This window comes from Micromonospora sp. NPDC004704, from assembly GCF_053601675.1.
Map to the genome: position 1 here is coordinate 223,474 of NZ_JBSGCD010000007.1, position 16,718 is coordinate 240,191.

Here is a 16,718-nt window from a genome sequence, read left to right on the forward strand (position 1 = left end):
GCACCCGTGAGCCATCCAAAGATCCTCGAACTGCAGCTCGCCCGCTCTCAAAGATTCCCGGTCGAGACGCGCCGATGGGTGACCGTTCGGCCGTGTCCGCAGGTGAGGCGGCATAGTGTCCCTCGGGTGGAGACGGGCAGCGGAGCACCGCGAGAGGTGGTCCGGTCGAGCACTGGCTACCGCGCCGCATTCGACCGGCTCTTCGACCAGGGACGCACCGCTGTTCAGACTGGCAACCATTACCGCGACTCACCACCCGTCGACGGCGGCCGCTGGGGAATGTCCGTGGTCTTACAGCCCGACGCGAGGTACGCGATGCGCCTGGCAGAGGTGACCGCCGCCGCGCAACTGGTCGCCGGTGCGGCCCACTGGCCCACGGGTGCGCCCGACGCGGTGCATCTCACAGTTCGAGCCATCCAGGCACACCGCTCCGTCATCCCGGCCAACGATCCCCTGGCGACGCGGTGGGCAGCCGCGCTCGGACGGGCGGCTGCCGCGTCGAGACCCGTGAGGCTCCGGTTCCAGGGCTTGACGCTGACGCCATCGGGCGTCATGGCCTGCGCGTACCCGGCTGATTCGGCCGCAGACGACTTCGCCGCTCGACTGGCTGAGGAACTGGGCGAAGACGGCTGGTTCGAGACGGGCTTCGTTAGGGACATCTGGTACGCCACCTTGATCCACTTCAGCGGACCGATACGGCATCTTGTCGACTTGGTGGACTGGGTTGCGGCGCGTAGGGACCTTGAGCTGGGCCAGACGATCGTCCATGAGGCCGAGTTGGTGCGTTTTCGGTACAACGGCCGCCAGCCGATACGGGTAGCGCTCGCGACCGCGCCGTTCGGAGCGCCCCATTCCTAGCGTGTCGCGCGTTCGACTCTAGCCCGTAGACGATCTGCCGCAGGCGAGCGTGGTCAAGGCATCAAGAGTCCCGCAATGGTCGATGACTTCGATATCGGTGGCGGTCAGGTCCCCGTACCCCGAGACGAAGCTTTTCTGTAGGTCCGGACGATCAATCCAGATTCTGGTGGCCAGGCGGACGAGGTCTCGGGCGGCGAGGTCGTAGCGGCTGTGCTCGAAGTCGATCAGGCGCAGTGTGCCGTCGTCGGCGTGCATCAGGTTTCGCGGCATGAAATCCAGGTGGCACGGCACTGTTGGTAGGGGTGCGAGGTCCCGGAGCGCACGCATGTGGGCGCGCACGTCGTTGCGGTAGGTGCGCGAAATCCGGTCCCCGGCCTGGTGGATCCAGTACTCGGCGCGATCGGCGAGCCAGGCAGCCCAATCCGGTTCCCACCGTGGCGCCCCGGCGCCGTGAAGCTTTCTGAGTAGGTGTCCCGCCTGCTGATACGCATCCTGCTCACCCGCCCGATCTAGCTGCCGCTGGGCGAGTGGGATACCTGGGACGGTGGTGACGACTATGGCCGGCGGATCACCGTTGGTCGCAAGAAGCCGAGGTGCTCGCTCGCCAAGCGCGGGGGTCCAGGTGCGGTAGGCGTGAACTTCCTGTACATGCCGCTCCTGGGCGCGATGTACCTTGACGATGACCCCTCCGTGATCTTCGGTTTTCGCGCGGAGTAGGTGGGTGCCGGCGTGCCCGTCGTGCCAGGCGACAGCCATTGTCGCCTGGCCGAGCAGGCGGCGGCTCAGATGGAGAACTAGCTGCTGCTCAATCATGGTGAGGGCCGAGATGGTTCGTGTCGTTGTGGGCGACGAGTTGCCAGATGGTGCGGCCGAAGCGGTTGGTTGGTCGCTGCCACCGGGAGACTGAGGCGTGTTCGGTGACGAAACCGAACCGCAGGCACGCGTTCCGGGGGAGGCCGAGGAGCAGGCTGTGGGCGGCCTCGACGGTTTCGCCGTGGGCGGTAATGAGTATCCGTCCGCCGTCGTGCCGAGCGAGGATCTTCTGCAGGGCATGGGTCGCTCGTTGGAGATACTGGTTCCAGGTCTCGGACCCTGCGGCGTACTGGCTGTCGGGGGCGTGTTGAGGGGGACCTTGGAACGCGGTTTTGACATCTGACCAGGGCTGGCCGTCGGCATCCCCGTGGTCAGGGCCAAGGAGTCCCGAGTCGGTGGTGGCAGGCAGACGCAGGGCCTGGGCGATGATCGCGGCTGTCTGCACGACTCGCAATCGTGACGTTGCGTAGAAGGCGTCGTAGGGCCGCTGCGCGTGCTCAGCGGCCAGGCGGGCGGAAAGCCGTTCGACCTGGCTCCGGCCGAGGTCGGTCAGCCCGGTACAGCCGCGTTCGCCGCCGACGATGCCGGCGGCATTGCAGGCGGCCTCGCCGTGACGGGCGATGACGAGTTCGGTGGGTGCGGCCATTCAGGTTCCCTTCGATGACGGCGTTCAGTCAGGCCCGAACGGTTCGGGCCAGGGCCGAACGGTTGGCCAGGGGTAGCGGTAGCCGTTGCGTCCGAGGTAGGGCAGCGTGAGTAGATGATGGAGTTCTGCGTACCGCTGCAGGTCCTTCAGCCCCGTCGATCGCGGGGTGCTTGCGGCGTTGTACGTGTCCAGGCAACGCAAGACATCCTGCGCATCAAGCCGACCGTGGGTCATGGCGCTGGTGACGAGTAGTCCGGCCAGGTCGTAGCCGAACGGGGCGAGGGTCAGGTCGTCGAAATCGACGACGGCGATGTCCTCGTCGTCAACGAGGTAGTTCCGTAGGTTCGGATCCTTGTAGAAGGCGACCGGCAAGCCTGGTTGGTCGAGGACCCGCTCGATCGCGACCGGGTCAAGGCCGGTAGCGAGTGCCGCGCCATGCAGGACTTTCCGACGGGGTGAAGCGAAATCCGGGAGGACCAGCCCGGTCGCCGAGGTGTGCGGTTGATTGAGTTGGGCAGCGTGCAGTTCGTGCCGGTATGCGGCGGCGTGCAGGCGGCCGAGTGTGGCCGCGGTCCGGGGGAGGTCGACGGGCTTGGGTGTATGTCCGGGCAACCGCTCGAAGACCAGATGCCTGGTGTGTTGGGCGTAGAGGTGCGGAAGGCGGACGCCCGATTCCAGGCTGGCGAGCCACCGATAATGAGCGGCTGCGGTAGCGCACCGGATGGGGTCCTCGTACGGCTTGACGAAGATTGCCCTGCTCATGGACGTACTACCAGGGCGTAGCTGACGGTGGAGCGTGCGATGTAGGGCGGAGGGGGTAGTCGTCGCTGGAGTTCGACGGCGAGGGACTGCGAGCCACCGGTCATCGCCATCTGATACTTCGGTGTCGTAGCCAGGTACGCCGCCAGGTGTGTGGCGTCCACGAAGCGGAAGACGTGCTCGTCGTGGATGACATTGAGCACGGTGAGGCTGCTGGCGGCGACGTCGAGCAGGTTGCCGCTGTGGAAGCTCTGGTAGAGGCTTGTCCGCTCGGTGGCGTTCGGGTCGAGGCCGGTGGCCTGGACGAGGTGGTCGAGTTCGCGGTAACTGTCCAGCGACTTGGTGACCAGGACCGCGACGCCGCCGGGCCGTAGACAGCGAGCGATCTCGGCCACGGCGAGGCTCGGTTGGGGCGAGTGATAGAGGCAGAAGGCTGCGACCGCCGCGTCAGCAAACCGGTCCGGCAGCGGCAGCCGGTGGAAGTCCGCGCACACGGTCCAGACGTCGTCTACGGCGCCACCGAGGCGACTCCGAAGAGCGCTGAGGAGTGCGGCCGACGCGTCCACCGCGATCAGTGGGCGAGGGCGGAGCCGTGCAGCCAGGTACAGCGTGGTCGTGCCGCGTCCGCAGCCCACGTCGAGCACCGTCGCGCCTTCGGAGAGCTGGGCGGCGAGCAGGTCGGCGATCACGACGGCGACGTGGCGTCCGTCGACCTTCGCGGCGTGCAATGCCTGGGTACGGTGCCTAAGCCGGCCAGCATCCCGGTAGAGATCACCGTGGACCCGGAGCGGGTCAAGGAACGGGTTGGCCGGCATGAGCCGCCTCCCGTTCCGGGCCGATCAGATGAAGGGCTGGCTCTCTCCCCGTACGCGTTCGAGGAGCTGGTTCGCCCGGCGGCGACTGGTGAGCGAGATCAGTTGGACGTGTGGGCCGTGCTCGCGGACCAGGTCTCGCACCCGGGGCCGCATGGAGCGCCGGTAGCCGAGGATGTAGCGGACGAAGTTCCAGGTGATCCGGTCGTAGACGCCATCCTGCTGGTGCTGTCCTCCCCGGTAGCGCCAGCGGCGCTGCGCGATACCCCACAGGCAGGTCGAGGCGGGCAGGTCGAGGAAGATCACCGTGTCTGCCGCGGCCAGCCGGATGGGCAGGGTGCCGGCGTAGTTGCCCTCGATGATCCAGCGTTCGCCCGCCACGAGCTTTTCCTGCTGGGCGGCGAACTCGTCCTGTGGCAGCGGCTGCCAATGCTCGTCGTAGTAGATCGCGTCGAGGTGGGTCAGCGGCGCGTTGAGGATTCGGGCCAGTTGCCGGGCGACGGTGGATTTGCCGCTGCCGCCGCAGCCGATGACGGCGATCCTGTCCATAGGTCTCCAGGGTAGGGGTATGGCGATGTCGACCTGTCTCGACACGGTGGGTCATGGCGTCACCGCCGCTTCCGGGTGACGTAGGAGATGGTCGAGTACGTCGAGCTGGATGGAGAGCCGGAACGGGTCGAGGTAGTGCAGGCACTCGGCGATGAGTTTGGTGTGCTCGTCAGTGCCGGCGATCTCGACCAGCCAGGCGACCTGGTGCCGGACCTCGGTGGCGTTGGCGACGCGCAGGCTGGGCGGGACGAACGCAGCGGCGCCCCGGACCTCGTTCGGCAGCAGCGGCAGGCATCCGGCGAGAGTCGCTTCGAAGATGCGTTGGGTCATCTGGCCGGCGTGGGCGTAGCGGGCCGGCAGTAGGAGGACGGTGGCGAGCGCGTCGGCGTAGATCGCGGCCACCTGCGGGAAGGGCACGCGGCCGATGAACCGCAGGCCGGTCCATCGGCTGGCGTTGTTCCACTTGCCGGCGACCAGGTGCGGCAACTGGCTGGCGGCGGGTGCGAAGTAGTTGTCGAAGGCGTCGTCGCGGTCGTACTGGTTGCCGACGTAGACCAGCGGGGTGCGACGCGGCAGAGCGGCGAGCGCGGCGGGGTCGGCGGTGTCGATCGCCGTGTCGGCGACCGGGAAGAACAGAGGTACGGCGCCAGGGTTCGGGTACAGCGCGGGCTCGCACACCGTGACGTTGCGGGTACGACGGAGCGCGTCATCGATGGCTAGTTGTCGGTCCTTGTCCCACACAATCGTTGGGATGCGGTGCCGGTCGATGTAGTGAGTGAGCAGTTCGTCCTGGCGGTGCAGGTCGCAGGTATGCCCTGGTCGGCCGCAGGGGGTGGTGTTGCGACCGGGAATGGGCCAGCGCCACTCGATGAACAGCGCATCGATGTCGGGCAGCCCGGCATCCCAGCGGTAGCGCTCACTGAGGTCCAGCCCCGCCTCGCACAGGTCACGGTCGGGCTGCAGGAAGATGATCTCGTGCCCGGCGGCACGGAGTCCGTCTACCAGGGTGCGGCGATGGCTGCGCCCTCCGTCCGGGGTGTCGGTGACGCCGGGACCGAGGAATCCCCAGAAGCTGTATCCGATCCTCATCTGGTAACCCACCACCCCTCGATGAGCAGGGCGTCCAGGCCGGATTCGACGAGGCAGTCCAGGGCCATATCGGGTGTGCCGCAGATCGGCTTGCCCTTGATGTTCAGCGAGGTATTGATCAAGACGGGATGTCCGGTGATCTCGCCGAAAACGTCAAGGACACCCGCGAGGAAGGGGTGTTGCTCGTGCGTGAGGGTCTGCGCCCGGGTTGTGCCGTTTCCGTGGACGATCGCTGGCAGCTCGTCCCGAGCCAAATCGGTGACGGGGGCGGCGAGGGCCATGTACGGCGACGATTGGCGCAGCCGTACGTAGTCGACGGCCTTGTCCGCGAGCATGACCGGAGCGAAGGGCCGGAAGGGTTCGCGGAACTTGACGGTCGCGTTGAGCCGTTCGATCACGTCGGCTTCCAACGGCGAGGCGAGAATCGACCGATGCCCGAGCGCGCGCGGTCCGGCCTCCAGTTCGCCCGTGAACAGTCCGACGATCGCGCCGTTGGCAAGGCTCTGGGCCAGGCGCCGGACGGGATCGGCCGGACGGCTGGCTCGTAGTCCGGGTCGGGGAGGCGCCGTTATCGGGGGATGCGGGTAGGCGGGGCCGAGGTAGCAGCGGTTTTCGACTCCGCCGGGGAGGTCACCGGTCGCGTTGAGCCAGACGGAGGCTGCGGCGCCGATCGCGGTGCCTGAATCACCGGGCGCGGGCGGTATATGAACCTCGTCGAAGATGCCGGCCTGGGCGATGGTGCCTGCGGCGACGCAGTTCATCGCGACGCCGCCGCCCAGGCAGAGCAGCCCGGAGCCGGTCAATTGCCGCGCGCGGGTGGCGAGGTGCATCATCACCTGCTCGGTGCGTTCCTGCAGCGCCGCGGCGAGGTCAGCGTGTACGGGTTCCACTGGCGTGTCCGGCGAGCGAGGCGGGCAGGTCGCGGTGATGAATGCGTTCGTGACCCGGCCGTACCCACTGGAGAGAACCCGGAGGGCGAGCAGCGACGGGTTGAGGGTGAAGCCGTCAGGGGTGATCGGGATGGCCCGCGTCATCACGCTTTGGAAGCGAGCGGGGTCGCCGAGTGCGGCCAGGGCCATGACGGTGCCCTCCTCATCACCGCGACGCCATCCGAGGTGTTCGGTGACAGCGCCGTAGGCGTAGCCGAGCGAGGCCGGGTCGTTGATCGAGTGGACCAGGTCGAGGCCGAGCCAGGATTCGCCGACACGCTGGGCACGCCAGGTGGTGGTGCTCTGTAGTTCGCCGAGGCTGTCGGCGATGAGGACCGCCGCGTCGTCCACACCGGCGGAGAGGAACGAGTAGAGGGCGTGCGTTCGGTGGTGAAGTACGGGCTGGAGGCGTGCCCGCGGGAACTGCTGCGACAGGTTCCGCATCCGTGCCTGGTAGCGGCGGTGCACGGTCGTGAAGCTGCGCGCTCGTGGCAGTGCTCGCGTACGGGCGGCCGAGCGCAGTAGGTGCGCCGGAATCTGCCCGAGTGCCGACAGGTAGCGGCGGCCGTCGAAGTTGTACGCCACCGCGGTCACGTCCTTGGGCGACAAGCCGGCCGCTTTGAGTAACCAGCCGATCCCGTTCGCCGGGTACGCCTTGCTGTGCTTCACCCCGTCGAGTCGTTCCTCCTCGACGAAGCCAACCAGCTGTCCGTCGACCAGGAGAGCCGCCGCCGAGTCGTGCGTGTACGCGCACAACCCGAGCACAACTCCGACGTCCCTGGGCGATGCTGTCATGACGGTTCACCACTGCGGATCGCCGCTGCGGCCGGCGTCAAGCGGTCGTACCAGCTGGCGAGGGCGACGCCGAGCGGGCCAGGCGTCTCATCGGCCAGCTTGTGTGCCTGCTCCCGCTCGCCCGACTTCCAGTTTCGGTAGCCGGCCAGTACCCGTCCGAACGTTTCCCACGGGGTGTTGGCCGGTGGGAGACCTGTGGGGGAGGTGACCTGGTCGATGACGGTGTCCAGATCTGGCCAGGCCACGGAGAGGGGGTCCATCGCAGTGGTGATGGGGTCGTGGCGCAGGCAGTCGGCGGCAGCCTCGGCGTTCTCGGCGTACAGATGCAGGGAGTCGACGTGGTGGTGGTACTCGCCGACCTCGACCTGAAGCCAGCCGGCAAGCAGTTCCTGTAGGAGCGTGGTGGCGTAGATGTCGTACGGGAAGCCGAGCCAGAGGTCCTGGCTACGCATGCTGGTGTGCATCTCCAACCGGCCGCGCCTGATGAAGAAGCGGTACCCGAGGGTGCACGGCACATCCCGGTGGCCACGGTGATCACGCGACGGGTCGAAGATCTGGATCGCCGCCTGCCGCGACTCGCGGTCGGTGGACAGTTTCTGCCGTACCGCGTCGAGCTGGTCGACCGTGCCACCCCACCGCCGCAGACGCGGCCCGTACGCACCCTGAAGAACACCGTCATCGGCGTAGCGGCGCAGCTTGTCGTTGAAGTCGAAAATCCACGGGTCGTCCGAGCCGGAAAGGATCCAGAGCGCCTCGGCGACCGCGAAGGCCGGGTTGATCACGCGTACGGGCGGGATGGCCACCAGCCGCCGGCGAGGGTTCGTCAGGGTCAGGTGCGCGCCGATGACCTCAGTTGTCATCATGTCGCGGGGGCACGCGATCCGGCCGTTGAGCAGCACCGCCTGACAGGCGGCGTTGAACAACTCACTGGCGGAGTCAGCGGTCAAGACGATCATGCGGGTTCCTTCGTGCTCAAGAGGTGAAGGCGGCGAGGCGATCGCGGGACAGGCTGACCAGCCAGGCGGATTGGCGGGCCATGCCCTCGTGGAGGCCAACGGTGGGCCAGTAGCCGAGCAGCCGTCCGGCGAATGTGAGGTCGGCGGAAGTCGCCGGTACGTCGCCGGCCTGGGCGTCGGTGACCTTGACCGGCACCCGCCGACCGGTGACCTTGGATGCCACCTCGATCGCACCGAGCATGGAGATGCTCTCGCCACCGCCCACGTTGACGACCGCGTGGCGCGCGTCGATGTACGCGGCGGCGATCGTCGCCGCGATGACATCGCTGATATAGGTGAACTCTCGCCGTTGGCGGCCGTCACCGAAGATCGTGACTGGAAAGCCGGTGTAGGCGGCGAACAGCAGGCGACCGATTGCCATGTCGGGCCGCTGTCGAGGTCCGTACACGGTGAAGTACCGCAACGCGACCACGCTGAGCCGGCTGTCCGGACGGCGGGCGTAGGCCAGGCACAACTGCTCGGCGGCGAGTTTGCTCACCCCGTACGGCGAGACCGGGCAGGTCGGGTCGCCCTCCCGGCTGGGCCGGTCCGCCGGGCCGTAGACGCTCGATGACGAGGCGTAGACCAGGCGCGACACGCCGCTGCGGACGCACGCGTCGAGCAACCGATGCGTGCCGAGCACGTTCGCCTGGGCGTAGTCGAGAAACTCGTTGCCCCACGAAGCCCGGACCCCGGGCCGGGCGGCAAGATGAAAGACGGTGTCGCACCCGGCTACCGCCTCGTCGAGCTGGTCTGCGGCAAGATCCAGGGAGAGTGGCATGAACCGCGGATTCCCGACCGTAGCGGCGAGGTTTTCCTCGGCGAGGGCGTGTTCGGCGAGCGGACGGCGGTCCAGCCCGACGACCGTGGCGCCCCGGGCCAGTAGGGCGTCGACCAAGTGTGAGCCGATGAAGCCGGCAGCGCCCGTGACCAGGACTTTCGGCATCAGCCGTGACCGCCTTTGCCGGTCCCTTGCGCGAAAACGCGGCGCCAGGCATGGGTGAGCAGAGGGGGATCAACCCAGACGACCCCCGCTCGGCCGATCGCCGCCGCCCCTCTATGAGTAGGCGCCGCCGGGCGCGGCCTGGAAGCTGTGCTGGTGGCGGCGTTTCGGGAGACGTAGAGGGTCATGGCCGCACCGCCGTCTGATGAACCCCGCCGAGGTCGTTCCGGAACGGGGCCGGTACAACCCTGGCCAGTAGGCGCTCCAGCTGGCCATGGCGGATCCACCGGCGTCCCGGTGGATCCGCCATCGCGAGGCGGCGGCCACGAACGACCCGCCGGTCACCCACCCGCGCAGCCCCGATGGCGGTACGCAGGCGAGGAATCAACCTCACGACAAACGGCCCAGCCGCCACGGTCGGCTGGATCAGCTCACTGAGCGCCTTGCAACGTTCGATCAATCTGTCCACCATGAAGTCCTCGGCGTCGATGACGAGTTGTCGGTGAGCTGGTCCGCTTGATCAGCGGCGGCCGTCGATGCTCGTCAACAGGAAACCGTCAACAGGACCGGGGCGGTACCGTCCACTACCCATCCGTTCGCGACCAGGTAGTGACGATCTGTTGCCGCGCTGGCTAGCGTGAACCCATCGACATCCGATCCGCGGAGGTATCCGGATGACCGGACGGCGCTACCCACCGAACCGGCGGCTGTCGTGGGAGAGGCTCCAGCGGGGCTGGTCCTACGAAGAGATCGCCGAACGCGTTCGTACCGAGATGACCCGCGCCGGAGAGGCCGACAGCGGCCTCAACGCCAACACGGTGCGGCGATGGGAGACCGGCGAGCGGTGGCCAGACCCGCGCTACCGCAAACACCTGGTCACCATCCTCGGCATGCCAGCCGCCGACCTCGGTCTACTCACGCCGGACGAGCTGGCCATGCGTCCGCAAGCGGAGACACTGCACGAGTTCAGGAGGTTGTGGGACATGCTCACCGGAGACGAAAACGGCACGGGCTGGGACCGGGCATCCGTACTGCGCGCGCTGTTCGGCGCCAGCATGCTGCCCCTGGTCGCGCCACTGCTGTCACTCGACCCGCACGCCGCCCACGCGCACGGCAAGACCATCGACCCAGATTCGTACAGCCAGATCGTGCGATGCCAGCGCGAGCTGTACTGGACCAGCCCGTCCCGACCGCTTTACGAGGCCGCGTACGCCCACACCCAGCTCGGCATCGGACTCCTGCGTGCGGCTGGCGGCAACAGCCGATCCACCCTCGCCGCATCGCTCGCGGAATCCGCGCTGCTCACCGCCAGGCTCGCCTTCTTCGACCTCAGCCAACCCGCGATTGCCGAACGCTGCTACGACGTAGCCCTGGCCGCGACCCGCGAAGCCGGCGACCACGCCCTGGCAGCGGCCGTCCTCGGCCACATGGCCTTCATCCCCGCCTTCAGCAACGACCCGACCGGCGCCCGACCTCTGATCGATGCCGCCCTCCAGCACACCTGGCACGGGGTCAGCCCGATGGTCCGCTCCTGGCTGCACTGCGTCGCCTCGGAGGTCGAGGCGCGCGCCGGGGCGGGGACGACCAGTCGCCACCACATCGACCTAGCCACCACCGCGATCGAGACCAGCAGTACGGCACCTGAATGGCTCGACTTCTACGATGCCGGGCGGCTGCACTCCTTCGCCGGCTACTCGGCGCTCGCGGCGGGCGACCATGCCGTGGCCGCGGACCAGCTCACCAGGGCACTCGCCGGTCTGACCGGCCACGGCGCGAAGCAACGCAGCGTCGTCCTGGCCGACCTCGCCACTGCGCACGCTGCCGATGGCGACCACGCCGCCGACTACCTCAACCAGGCCATCGACGCGCTGCACACCGACTGGTACGGGACCGGCCTGGATCGGGTCAGGGCTGTACGCCCCGTACTTGGCGACGGCCGGCACGGCACCCAGCTTGACGAACGCATCGCCGCTCTCACCACCGGCAGGGCGGCCCTGCCGGGAAGCTAGGCGACCGACTCGTTGTGCTTGCGTACCAGCTCGGGTAAGTCAGCCAGCGAGTCGAGCTGGAACAGGCATCGCTCGCTGATGGTCTTGTCGTCGAGGATGTGGCCCCAGGGCCCTCGGCGAATCATGGCGGTCGGGATTCCAGCCTCCTGCGCTGGCCGGATGTCGTTGTCCAAGCGGTCACCGATGTACAGGACCTGGTCGGCTCGGCAGCCCGCTTCAGCGACCACCCGATCGAAGAAAGCCACCGACGGCTTCTCCACGCCCCAACCGTCGGACGTGCCGATCACATCGACCGGTAGGTCCAGGGCACGCAGGATCGTCTCCGCCCTCGCCGTCTGGTTACCTGCCAGACCGACCTGTAGGCCCAGCTCCCGCAACGAGGCCAAGCACGGACGGGCATCCGGATAAAGGTCCTCTTCCGAGAAGTGCTCAGGCTGCCCGGCTGCGGTACGACTCGCCCGCTCCTTGGCCAGGTCGAATCCGGGCTGAAACACCTGGAAAGTTTCCCGGTAGTCCAGGCCGCGAGCGATCACAGCGCCGAAGACGGCAGAGAACGTGTGCCGAGGCACGCCCAGCCAGTCCGCCCAGGTCCCGTACTCCCGGGACTCGTCGACGATCGTTTCACCCACATCGAAGAAGACGCTCGCGATCATCCAAACAGTCTGCCCTGCCAGCCATGCCCATTCCAGTGGCCCACGCCGGTGTCGCGTCCTTCGGTAACTCCCGACCCCCTGCCGCTGGGCGCCCTGTTTGGCGCACCCCAGGGCGCTCTTAGGCGACGTTCACGACGTTGATGGTCTTTGGCGACTTGAACCCCTGGCTGCCGCGCCGGGCGACTCTATCGGTCATACGCACTTTTGAGGCCTGCGGAATCTCGCCGACACCCTGCGGCAGGTGTTCGCCTGATGACCAAGCTGGTCGGTATCCTCCACGAGTTCGTGAGGCGAGCACCCGGCTGCCGCGGTCACTGGCGACGCACCCCGAAGAAGGGGAGGCTAGCCGTGGCCACGCTGTTCGCAGTCGACGGACATCATCTGCTCTACCGTGCCTGGTTCGGATTTCCCACTCGCATCCTCAGCCGCGACAAAACCCGAGACCTCACCGGCGTGTTCGGCTTCATCGCACTCGCCAGGAAAGCTCACCGACTCCATGCCCCCGACAGCGAGATGCTCGTCGTCTTCGACGGCGAGAACGCCGCCGCCACACGGGCAGGCATGGATCCCGCCTACAAGGCCAACCGCGCGACGGCCGACCACACTCCGATCAAGTCGCTCGCGCCGCTGAAGCAGGTACTCGACGTCGCCGGTCTGCGCTGGGTCGAGCTTGACGACCATGAGGGCGACGACGTGATCGGCACGGCGATCAAGCAGGCAACGGCGGCGGGCCGTGATGCCATCTGCTACTCCGGAGACAAGGACTTCTACCAGCTCCTCGACACGGCACGGGTAAAGATCCTCACCCCCGGGCGGACCGAACTTGCCGGAAGAGACATCGAACGGAGATTCGGCATCAAGCCCGAGCAGTGGCCGGACTACCGAGCGCTGATCGGGGATCCCGCCGACAACATCCCCGGCATCCGCGGCGTCGGCCCCAAAACCGCCCGTGACCTGCTCGCCGATGGCCTGAAGCTCGAAGACCTGAAGGGGTCACCTCGGCTGCGCAACCCTCGGTGCGCTTCTCTGAGTAGTGCCTGGGACCAGCTGCTCACCTGGCGCAGGATCATCGAGATTGATCACCAGGTACCGCTCCCACTAGACCTGACCACCAACAGAGCGACCCCAACGCTGCCGCCCGCAGCCAGATTGCTCGAAGGAGCCAACCTCTGGTGACCCCGACCCTTGTTGTCTCCGCCTCTCACACCGCTGACGTTCGCAACCGCCGTCTGGGCGACAACTTGTTCTGCCATGCGCAGCCGACGGTGGCGATTCGTCATGTACGGCCTTCTGGTGCTACGGCGCTCGTTTGGCGTACCTTTGCGGGCGTTGCCGCATCTCGTGATCCAGGATAAGCGCGTGAAACCCGCCGAAGCCCTCACCAAGATGCAAGAGGCCGCCGCTCTGTGGAGTCTTGGCGAGCTTCAAGCGAGCGAGTTGGTCGATGTTGCTTGCGACCTGTTGGTTGCTGGTTACGACGGACCCAACCTCGCCATGCTCGCCGGAATCCACGGCCGGAACGCCGACGTTGAGGTGCCGGAGCTGCTGGAAGCCGCGCTGGCAGATCTTGGCCTCGTTTACTACCTGCCAGGCAGCCCGACCGGGCAGGAAGCCGTAGTCAGGATCTTCGCCTCGCGGGTCGTGGCAGGGCTTATGCCTCCCATGGACCTTGCCGTGTGGGCCCACTCCAACGTCGGCCACAACGGGCTGACCCTCGCCAGTCGTCTCGTCGAGCTCGATGACGTCTACGACACGCTCGAGTACACCGACATGACCGAGCAAGACGTCAACGACGAGATCCTCGCGGAAGCACGACGCATCCTCGCAACGCCACGAACATGTGCGTGACGTGTTTTCCCAGCTCATGGCCGCCGAGTGCATCCGTGCCGATCGGTAAGATCGAGCAGGACTACCTGCGCCGCATTGTGTTGCGCGAGCGCGACGCGGACCAGGGCGTCGCGGTGCATCTGATCGCGCAGACGGCCCGGTTCGCGCTGGAGCATGGCTTTCACGTCATCCTTGAGGGGATCCTGGTCGCCCACCGGTACGGGTCGATGATCACCTCGCTGTTGCGGGACAACCGGGGCGAGAGTTTCGTCTACTACCTCGATGTCTCGCTGCCGGAGACGCTGCGGCGGCACACGCTACGCCCACAGGCGGCCGAGTTCACCGGCGAGGACATGCAGGGCTGGTACCTGCCGCGAGACGTTCTCGGATGCGACGGCGAGTACGGCGAGGAGTCCTCGTTCGACGAGACGCTGACCCTCATCGAGGCAACCGCCGGCCTGACCACAGCCAGAGCTGATACTGTCCCGCAGCAGGGTCGGATGGGTGCTCTGCCGTAGCGATTCCAGAATCAGCGGTAGAGCATAGCGAGCCGTACCCTGCACGAGGTCGGCTCTCTGACTACGGGTGGCGTTCGCTGGCCCGTCGACCGGGTCGCGACCCGGCTCGTCCGAGGTCACCAAATCTGCTGACTGAATATTGTTGACCTGGGCTGTCAGTGCCGCACATGCGACTGACAGTCGCGCCCTGCCGGGAGCTTCCTCTCCAGACACCCTCCCGTATGGGAGGGACCCCTTCCTGCCTAGGGGGCGCAGCGGTGTATACCCGTGTCTCCCACCTCGACGAAGCCTGATCCGCCTGCCGTGTTCAGCCGTGCTGCTTCCGGGACCGTCTGTTGTTGTCTCTGCTCGCCGAGCACTACCTGCTGGTTTTGCGCCGGCGAGGGCGTCTGCAGGAGCTGCTCTCCGAGCATGGCCCTCGTCCGCGACCAACCCTGCCGCTTCATCGACGAGGCAGGCGTTTGAGTCTCAGAGCGAACCCTTCGGCCGCTACCGCCTGAAAGGCCGTGGCCTCGGCCGCGTTCGCGCGGCCACCCAACCAACAACTAACAAGATCTACGCGGCGAGGGGGTCAGTTATCACCCGTCGCCAGGGGGTCAGAGCCAGACTTCAGGCGCCGATGACACAGCGCAGGTCAACCGGGACGTGCGGGAGTGGACAAGCTCGTTTCTCGCCTTGGGTTCGCCTGGGTGCTGACGACTTCTGTCAGACCGCAACATCATTTGTGAGTGCGACGGAGTCTTACAACGACGCCACGCGCAGCGCCCAGTACGCGCTGACAAAGTCTCACACCGCAGGTCCACCCCGGTTCCTGCGCCCTTCTTTGCTGGACGGCGCTGACAGAGCGGGCAGCTATGGTTCAGGCATCACAACACCTCACATTTAGCACTACCTGGTCGGTCCCACCGATGGACCTGCTCGCCGCATCCCGGCGCGTAACGCCCACCCGCCCCCGCGGCCGGTCGGCCCCAGCGTCCGCGACGAACCCGTCGGTCGTACCAACCGCCCCACGCCAACCCCACCGGCCGGCAGCCCTCGTATCCAGGGGGCACGGCTATCCGCGCGCGCCTGAAACACCGCGCACACCACCCTGAAGGACCCAACTCCCATAGCCGAGAGCACGGCCCCCCCATGGCCATCCCGGACGCCGCTGTCCGCGTCATGACCGAATCTGTCCCGAACGACCCGCCAACCGAGGTGACTCAACCGCACCCGGAACCTCGCCAAGCACTCCGACGTTTCCGACACCAGCGCCGCTCGATGCTGAGCCTCGGCAAGGCCCTCGCTCCGGTGTGCCCACACCGCACGAGGCGGCATCGACGGAATCGAGCTGGCGGCCGGCTCGGTCCTTGTCCTTAGCCGACACCACAAATACCGTCGACCGGTTTGGTGCACTGCAGGCTGGCGTGTCGCCATCTACCCCAATCTCGACAACCACCTCACGTGGTCGACCATCCACGTGCCCGCCACGCCTGAGGCACCGCGTCGCGGCTGAACCCGCCGGGCGCCCCAGGCAGGGGCGCAGTCTGCGCTACCGGCCCGCAAGACGGCCGCCCTTTACCTCTTTCGCAACCAGCATGCCCGTTGCATTGAGCCCGGCGCTCCGGTCGCCGGCCCACGGCGCCACGCGGACAGCCACGACGGGCGGTTGAGCTCTGCTCTCGCTTGGATTTGACCTGTGACTTTGCCTGTCTTCTATGCGCGCCCGGAGCTCGCGGGCAGCACACTCAACGTTCCGCCTGCCCTGGCCAGCTGGGACACGGCTGGGTCACCTGGCCAGGTTCGCGCCGCCGCCTTCGCCGCCGACGTCCGGGCGGCCGTCGCCGAGCAGTTGCGCGTCACACCGGATCCACTCGCGTTGCGCGTGGACGTCGGGCTGCCGGACATCGTGCCCCTGCTCGCGCTCAACGACCTCGACAACTATCTGTTTCCGCCCGTCCCGAAGCTGACCCAGGGCACCGGGCGGCAGTTCGCTTCGGTGTGGGCGACCAAGCGGCACGCAGCGAGGTCCTCGGTCGCGGTGTGCCAGACGCACACTGTCCAGGATCCCGGCGGCGAGTACTCGCTGCAGGTTCGCACCACTGCGTCGACCAGTACCACCGCCTACAAGCGGCAGATCCGCGACCAGATCACCGCCGCTCAACCACTTCCCGATGGCGGTGTCGCCCTCCAGCTTGCGTTCGTGGTTGGGCCCCGCCGTGCCTGGCCGAACCTCTGGAAGGCCACGATCGATTCGCTCGGCCTAATCTTGGGGCGTGACGTCGGCGCCCGCGAGTGGGACGTACGCGACGGCCGCATCACAGACCTTGGACTGCACTGTGTCATCGACCCCTCCATCGGCAACCAAGTCGCCATTGCGATCCGAGCCTGCACGGTCGGCAGGCAAGCCGTCCGCTGACGAGACGCCGATGCCGCCGCACGACCTGGGTTCGGCACAGCGATCAACGGTCAGGCAGGCCGATGCCGTGACGCCACAGGCACGGGCACGGGCACGGGCCTAGCGCACGGACGGCGGCAGATGCG

17 protein-coding genes are annotated in these 16,718 nt (G+C 67.3%); 6 read left to right on the plus strand and 11 right to left on the minus strand.

Annotation, left to right across the window (positions count from 1 at the left end):
- Positions 1-126 precede the first annotated feature (126 nt).
- Positions 127-858, plus strand: a complete 732-nt coding sequence (locus ACWEFB_RS12465) for a hypothetical protein (protein WP_452284929.1) — start codon at positions 127-129, stop codon at positions 856-858.
- An 18-nt stretch (positions 859-876) separates the two neighbouring features.
- Here ACWEFB_RS12465 and ACWEFB_RS12470 read toward each other — a convergent pair whose 3' ends face one another.
- From ACWEFB_RS12470 to amcA, 10 genes are read right to left on the minus strand one after another with little or no spacing between them, the layout of a single operon-like run.
- Positions 877-1,671 (minus strand): phosphotransferase enzyme family protein, encoded by a 795-nt coding sequence (locus ACWEFB_RS12470; RefSeq protein WP_452284931.1) that lies wholly within the window; start codon positions 1,669-1,671, stop codon positions 877-879.
- The gene (locus ACWEFB_RS12475) at positions 1,664-2,317 is read right to left on the minus strand and encodes a histidine phosphatase family protein (protein WP_452284932.1); all 654 of its coding nucleotides are present in this window, start codon (positions 2,315-2,317) and stop codon (positions 1,664-1,666) included. Before ACWEFB_RS12475 ends, ACWEFB_RS12470 begins: the two co-directional genes overlap by 8 nt.
- Positions 2,318-2,341: 24 nt before the next feature.
- Entirely contained in the window at positions 2,342-3,079 is a 738-nt protein-coding gene (locus tag ACWEFB_RS12480) for a phosphotransferase (protein WP_452284934.1), read from the minus strand.
- Entirely contained in the window at positions 3,076-3,891 is an 816-nt protein-coding gene (locus ACWEFB_RS12485; protein WP_452284936.1) for a class I SAM-dependent methyltransferase, read from the minus strand. Before ACWEFB_RS12485 ends, ACWEFB_RS12480 begins: the two co-directional genes overlap by 4 nt.
- 24 nt (positions 3,892-3,915) lie before the next feature.
- Complete coding sequence (locus tag ACWEFB_RS12490) at positions 3,916-4,437, minus strand: topology modulation protein (RefSeq protein ID WP_452284937.1); 522 nt, start codon at positions 4,435-4,437, stop codon at positions 3,916-3,918.
- 51 nt (positions 4,438-4,488) lie between these two features.
- Positions 4,489-5,526: a hypothetical protein gene (locus ACWEFB_RS12495; protein ID WP_452284939.1), complete on the minus strand. Its 1,038-nt coding sequence runs from the start codon at positions 5,524-5,526 to the stop codon at positions 4,489-4,491.
- Positions 5,523-7,250 (minus strand): carbamoyltransferase family protein, encoded by a 1,728-nt coding sequence (locus tag ACWEFB_RS12500; RefSeq protein WP_452284941.1) that lies wholly within the window; start codon positions 7,248-7,250, stop codon positions 5,523-5,525. The genes ACWEFB_RS12495 and ACWEFB_RS12500 overlap by 4 nt, the downstream gene beginning before the upstream one ends.
- Positions 7,247-8,206: a thymidylate synthase gene (locus tag ACWEFB_RS12505; RefSeq protein WP_452284943.1), complete on the minus strand. Its 960-nt coding sequence runs from the start codon at positions 8,204-8,206 to the stop codon at positions 7,247-7,249. Before ACWEFB_RS12505 ends, ACWEFB_RS12500 begins: the two co-directional genes overlap by 4 nt.
- Positions 8,207-8,222: 16 nt before the next feature.
- Entirely contained in the window at positions 8,223-9,191 is a 969-nt protein-coding gene (locus ACWEFB_RS12510) for an NAD-dependent epimerase/dehydratase family protein (RefSeq protein WP_452284945.1), read from the minus strand.
- A complete protein-coding gene (gene amcA / locus ACWEFB_RS12515) occupies positions 9,191-9,376 on the minus strand; it encodes a multiple cyclophane-containing RiPP AmcA (protein ID WP_452284947.1) in 186 nt (61 codons plus the stop codon). Before amcA ends, ACWEFB_RS12510 begins: the two co-directional genes overlap by 1 nt.
- A 486-nt stretch (positions 9,377-9,862) precedes the next feature.
- On the opposite strand from amcA, the gene ACWEFB_RS12520 reads away from it, so the two are divergent.
- Entirely contained in the window at positions 9,863-11,197 is a 1,335-nt protein-coding gene (locus tag ACWEFB_RS12520) for a helix-turn-helix domain-containing protein (RefSeq protein ID WP_452284949.1), read from the plus strand.
- Here ACWEFB_RS12520 and ACWEFB_RS12525 read toward each other — a convergent pair.
- Positions 11,194-11,850, minus strand: coding sequence for an HAD family hydrolase (locus tag ACWEFB_RS12525; protein WP_452284951.1), 657 nt, complete (start codon positions 11,848-11,850; stop codon positions 11,194-11,196). The genes ACWEFB_RS12520 and ACWEFB_RS12525 overlap by 4 nt on opposite strands.
- Positions 11,851-12,102: 252 nt before the next feature.
- Here ACWEFB_RS12525 and ACWEFB_RS12530 point away from each other — a divergent pair, with 252 nt between their 5' ends.
- The 4 genes from ACWEFB_RS12530 to ACWEFB_RS12545 all read left to right on the plus strand — a co-directional run bounded on the left by ACWEFB_RS12530 (position 12,103) and on the right by ACWEFB_RS12545 (position 16,593).
- Positions 12,103-13,026: a 5'-3' exonuclease gene (locus ACWEFB_RS12530; protein WP_452284953.1), complete on the plus strand. Its 924-nt coding sequence runs from the start codon at positions 12,103-12,105 to the stop codon at positions 13,024-13,026.
- A 102-nt stretch (positions 13,027-13,128) separates the two neighbouring features.
- Entirely contained in the window at positions 13,129-13,698 is a 570-nt protein-coding gene (locus ACWEFB_RS12535; protein ID WP_452284955.1) for a hypothetical protein, read from the plus strand.
- 35 nt (positions 13,699-13,733) lie between these two features.
- Positions 13,734-14,195: a kinase gene (locus tag ACWEFB_RS12540; RefSeq protein WP_452284957.1), complete on the plus strand. Its 462-nt coding sequence runs from the start codon at positions 13,734-13,736 to the stop codon at positions 14,193-14,195.
- Positions 14,196-15,873: 1,678 nt separating this feature from the next.
- On the plus strand, positions 15,874-16,593 hold the full coding sequence (locus tag ACWEFB_RS12545; protein WP_452284959.1) for a hypothetical protein: 720 nt from the start codon (positions 15,874-15,876) through the stop codon (positions 16,591-16,593).
- Positions 16,594-16,718: the final 125 nt, after the last annotated feature.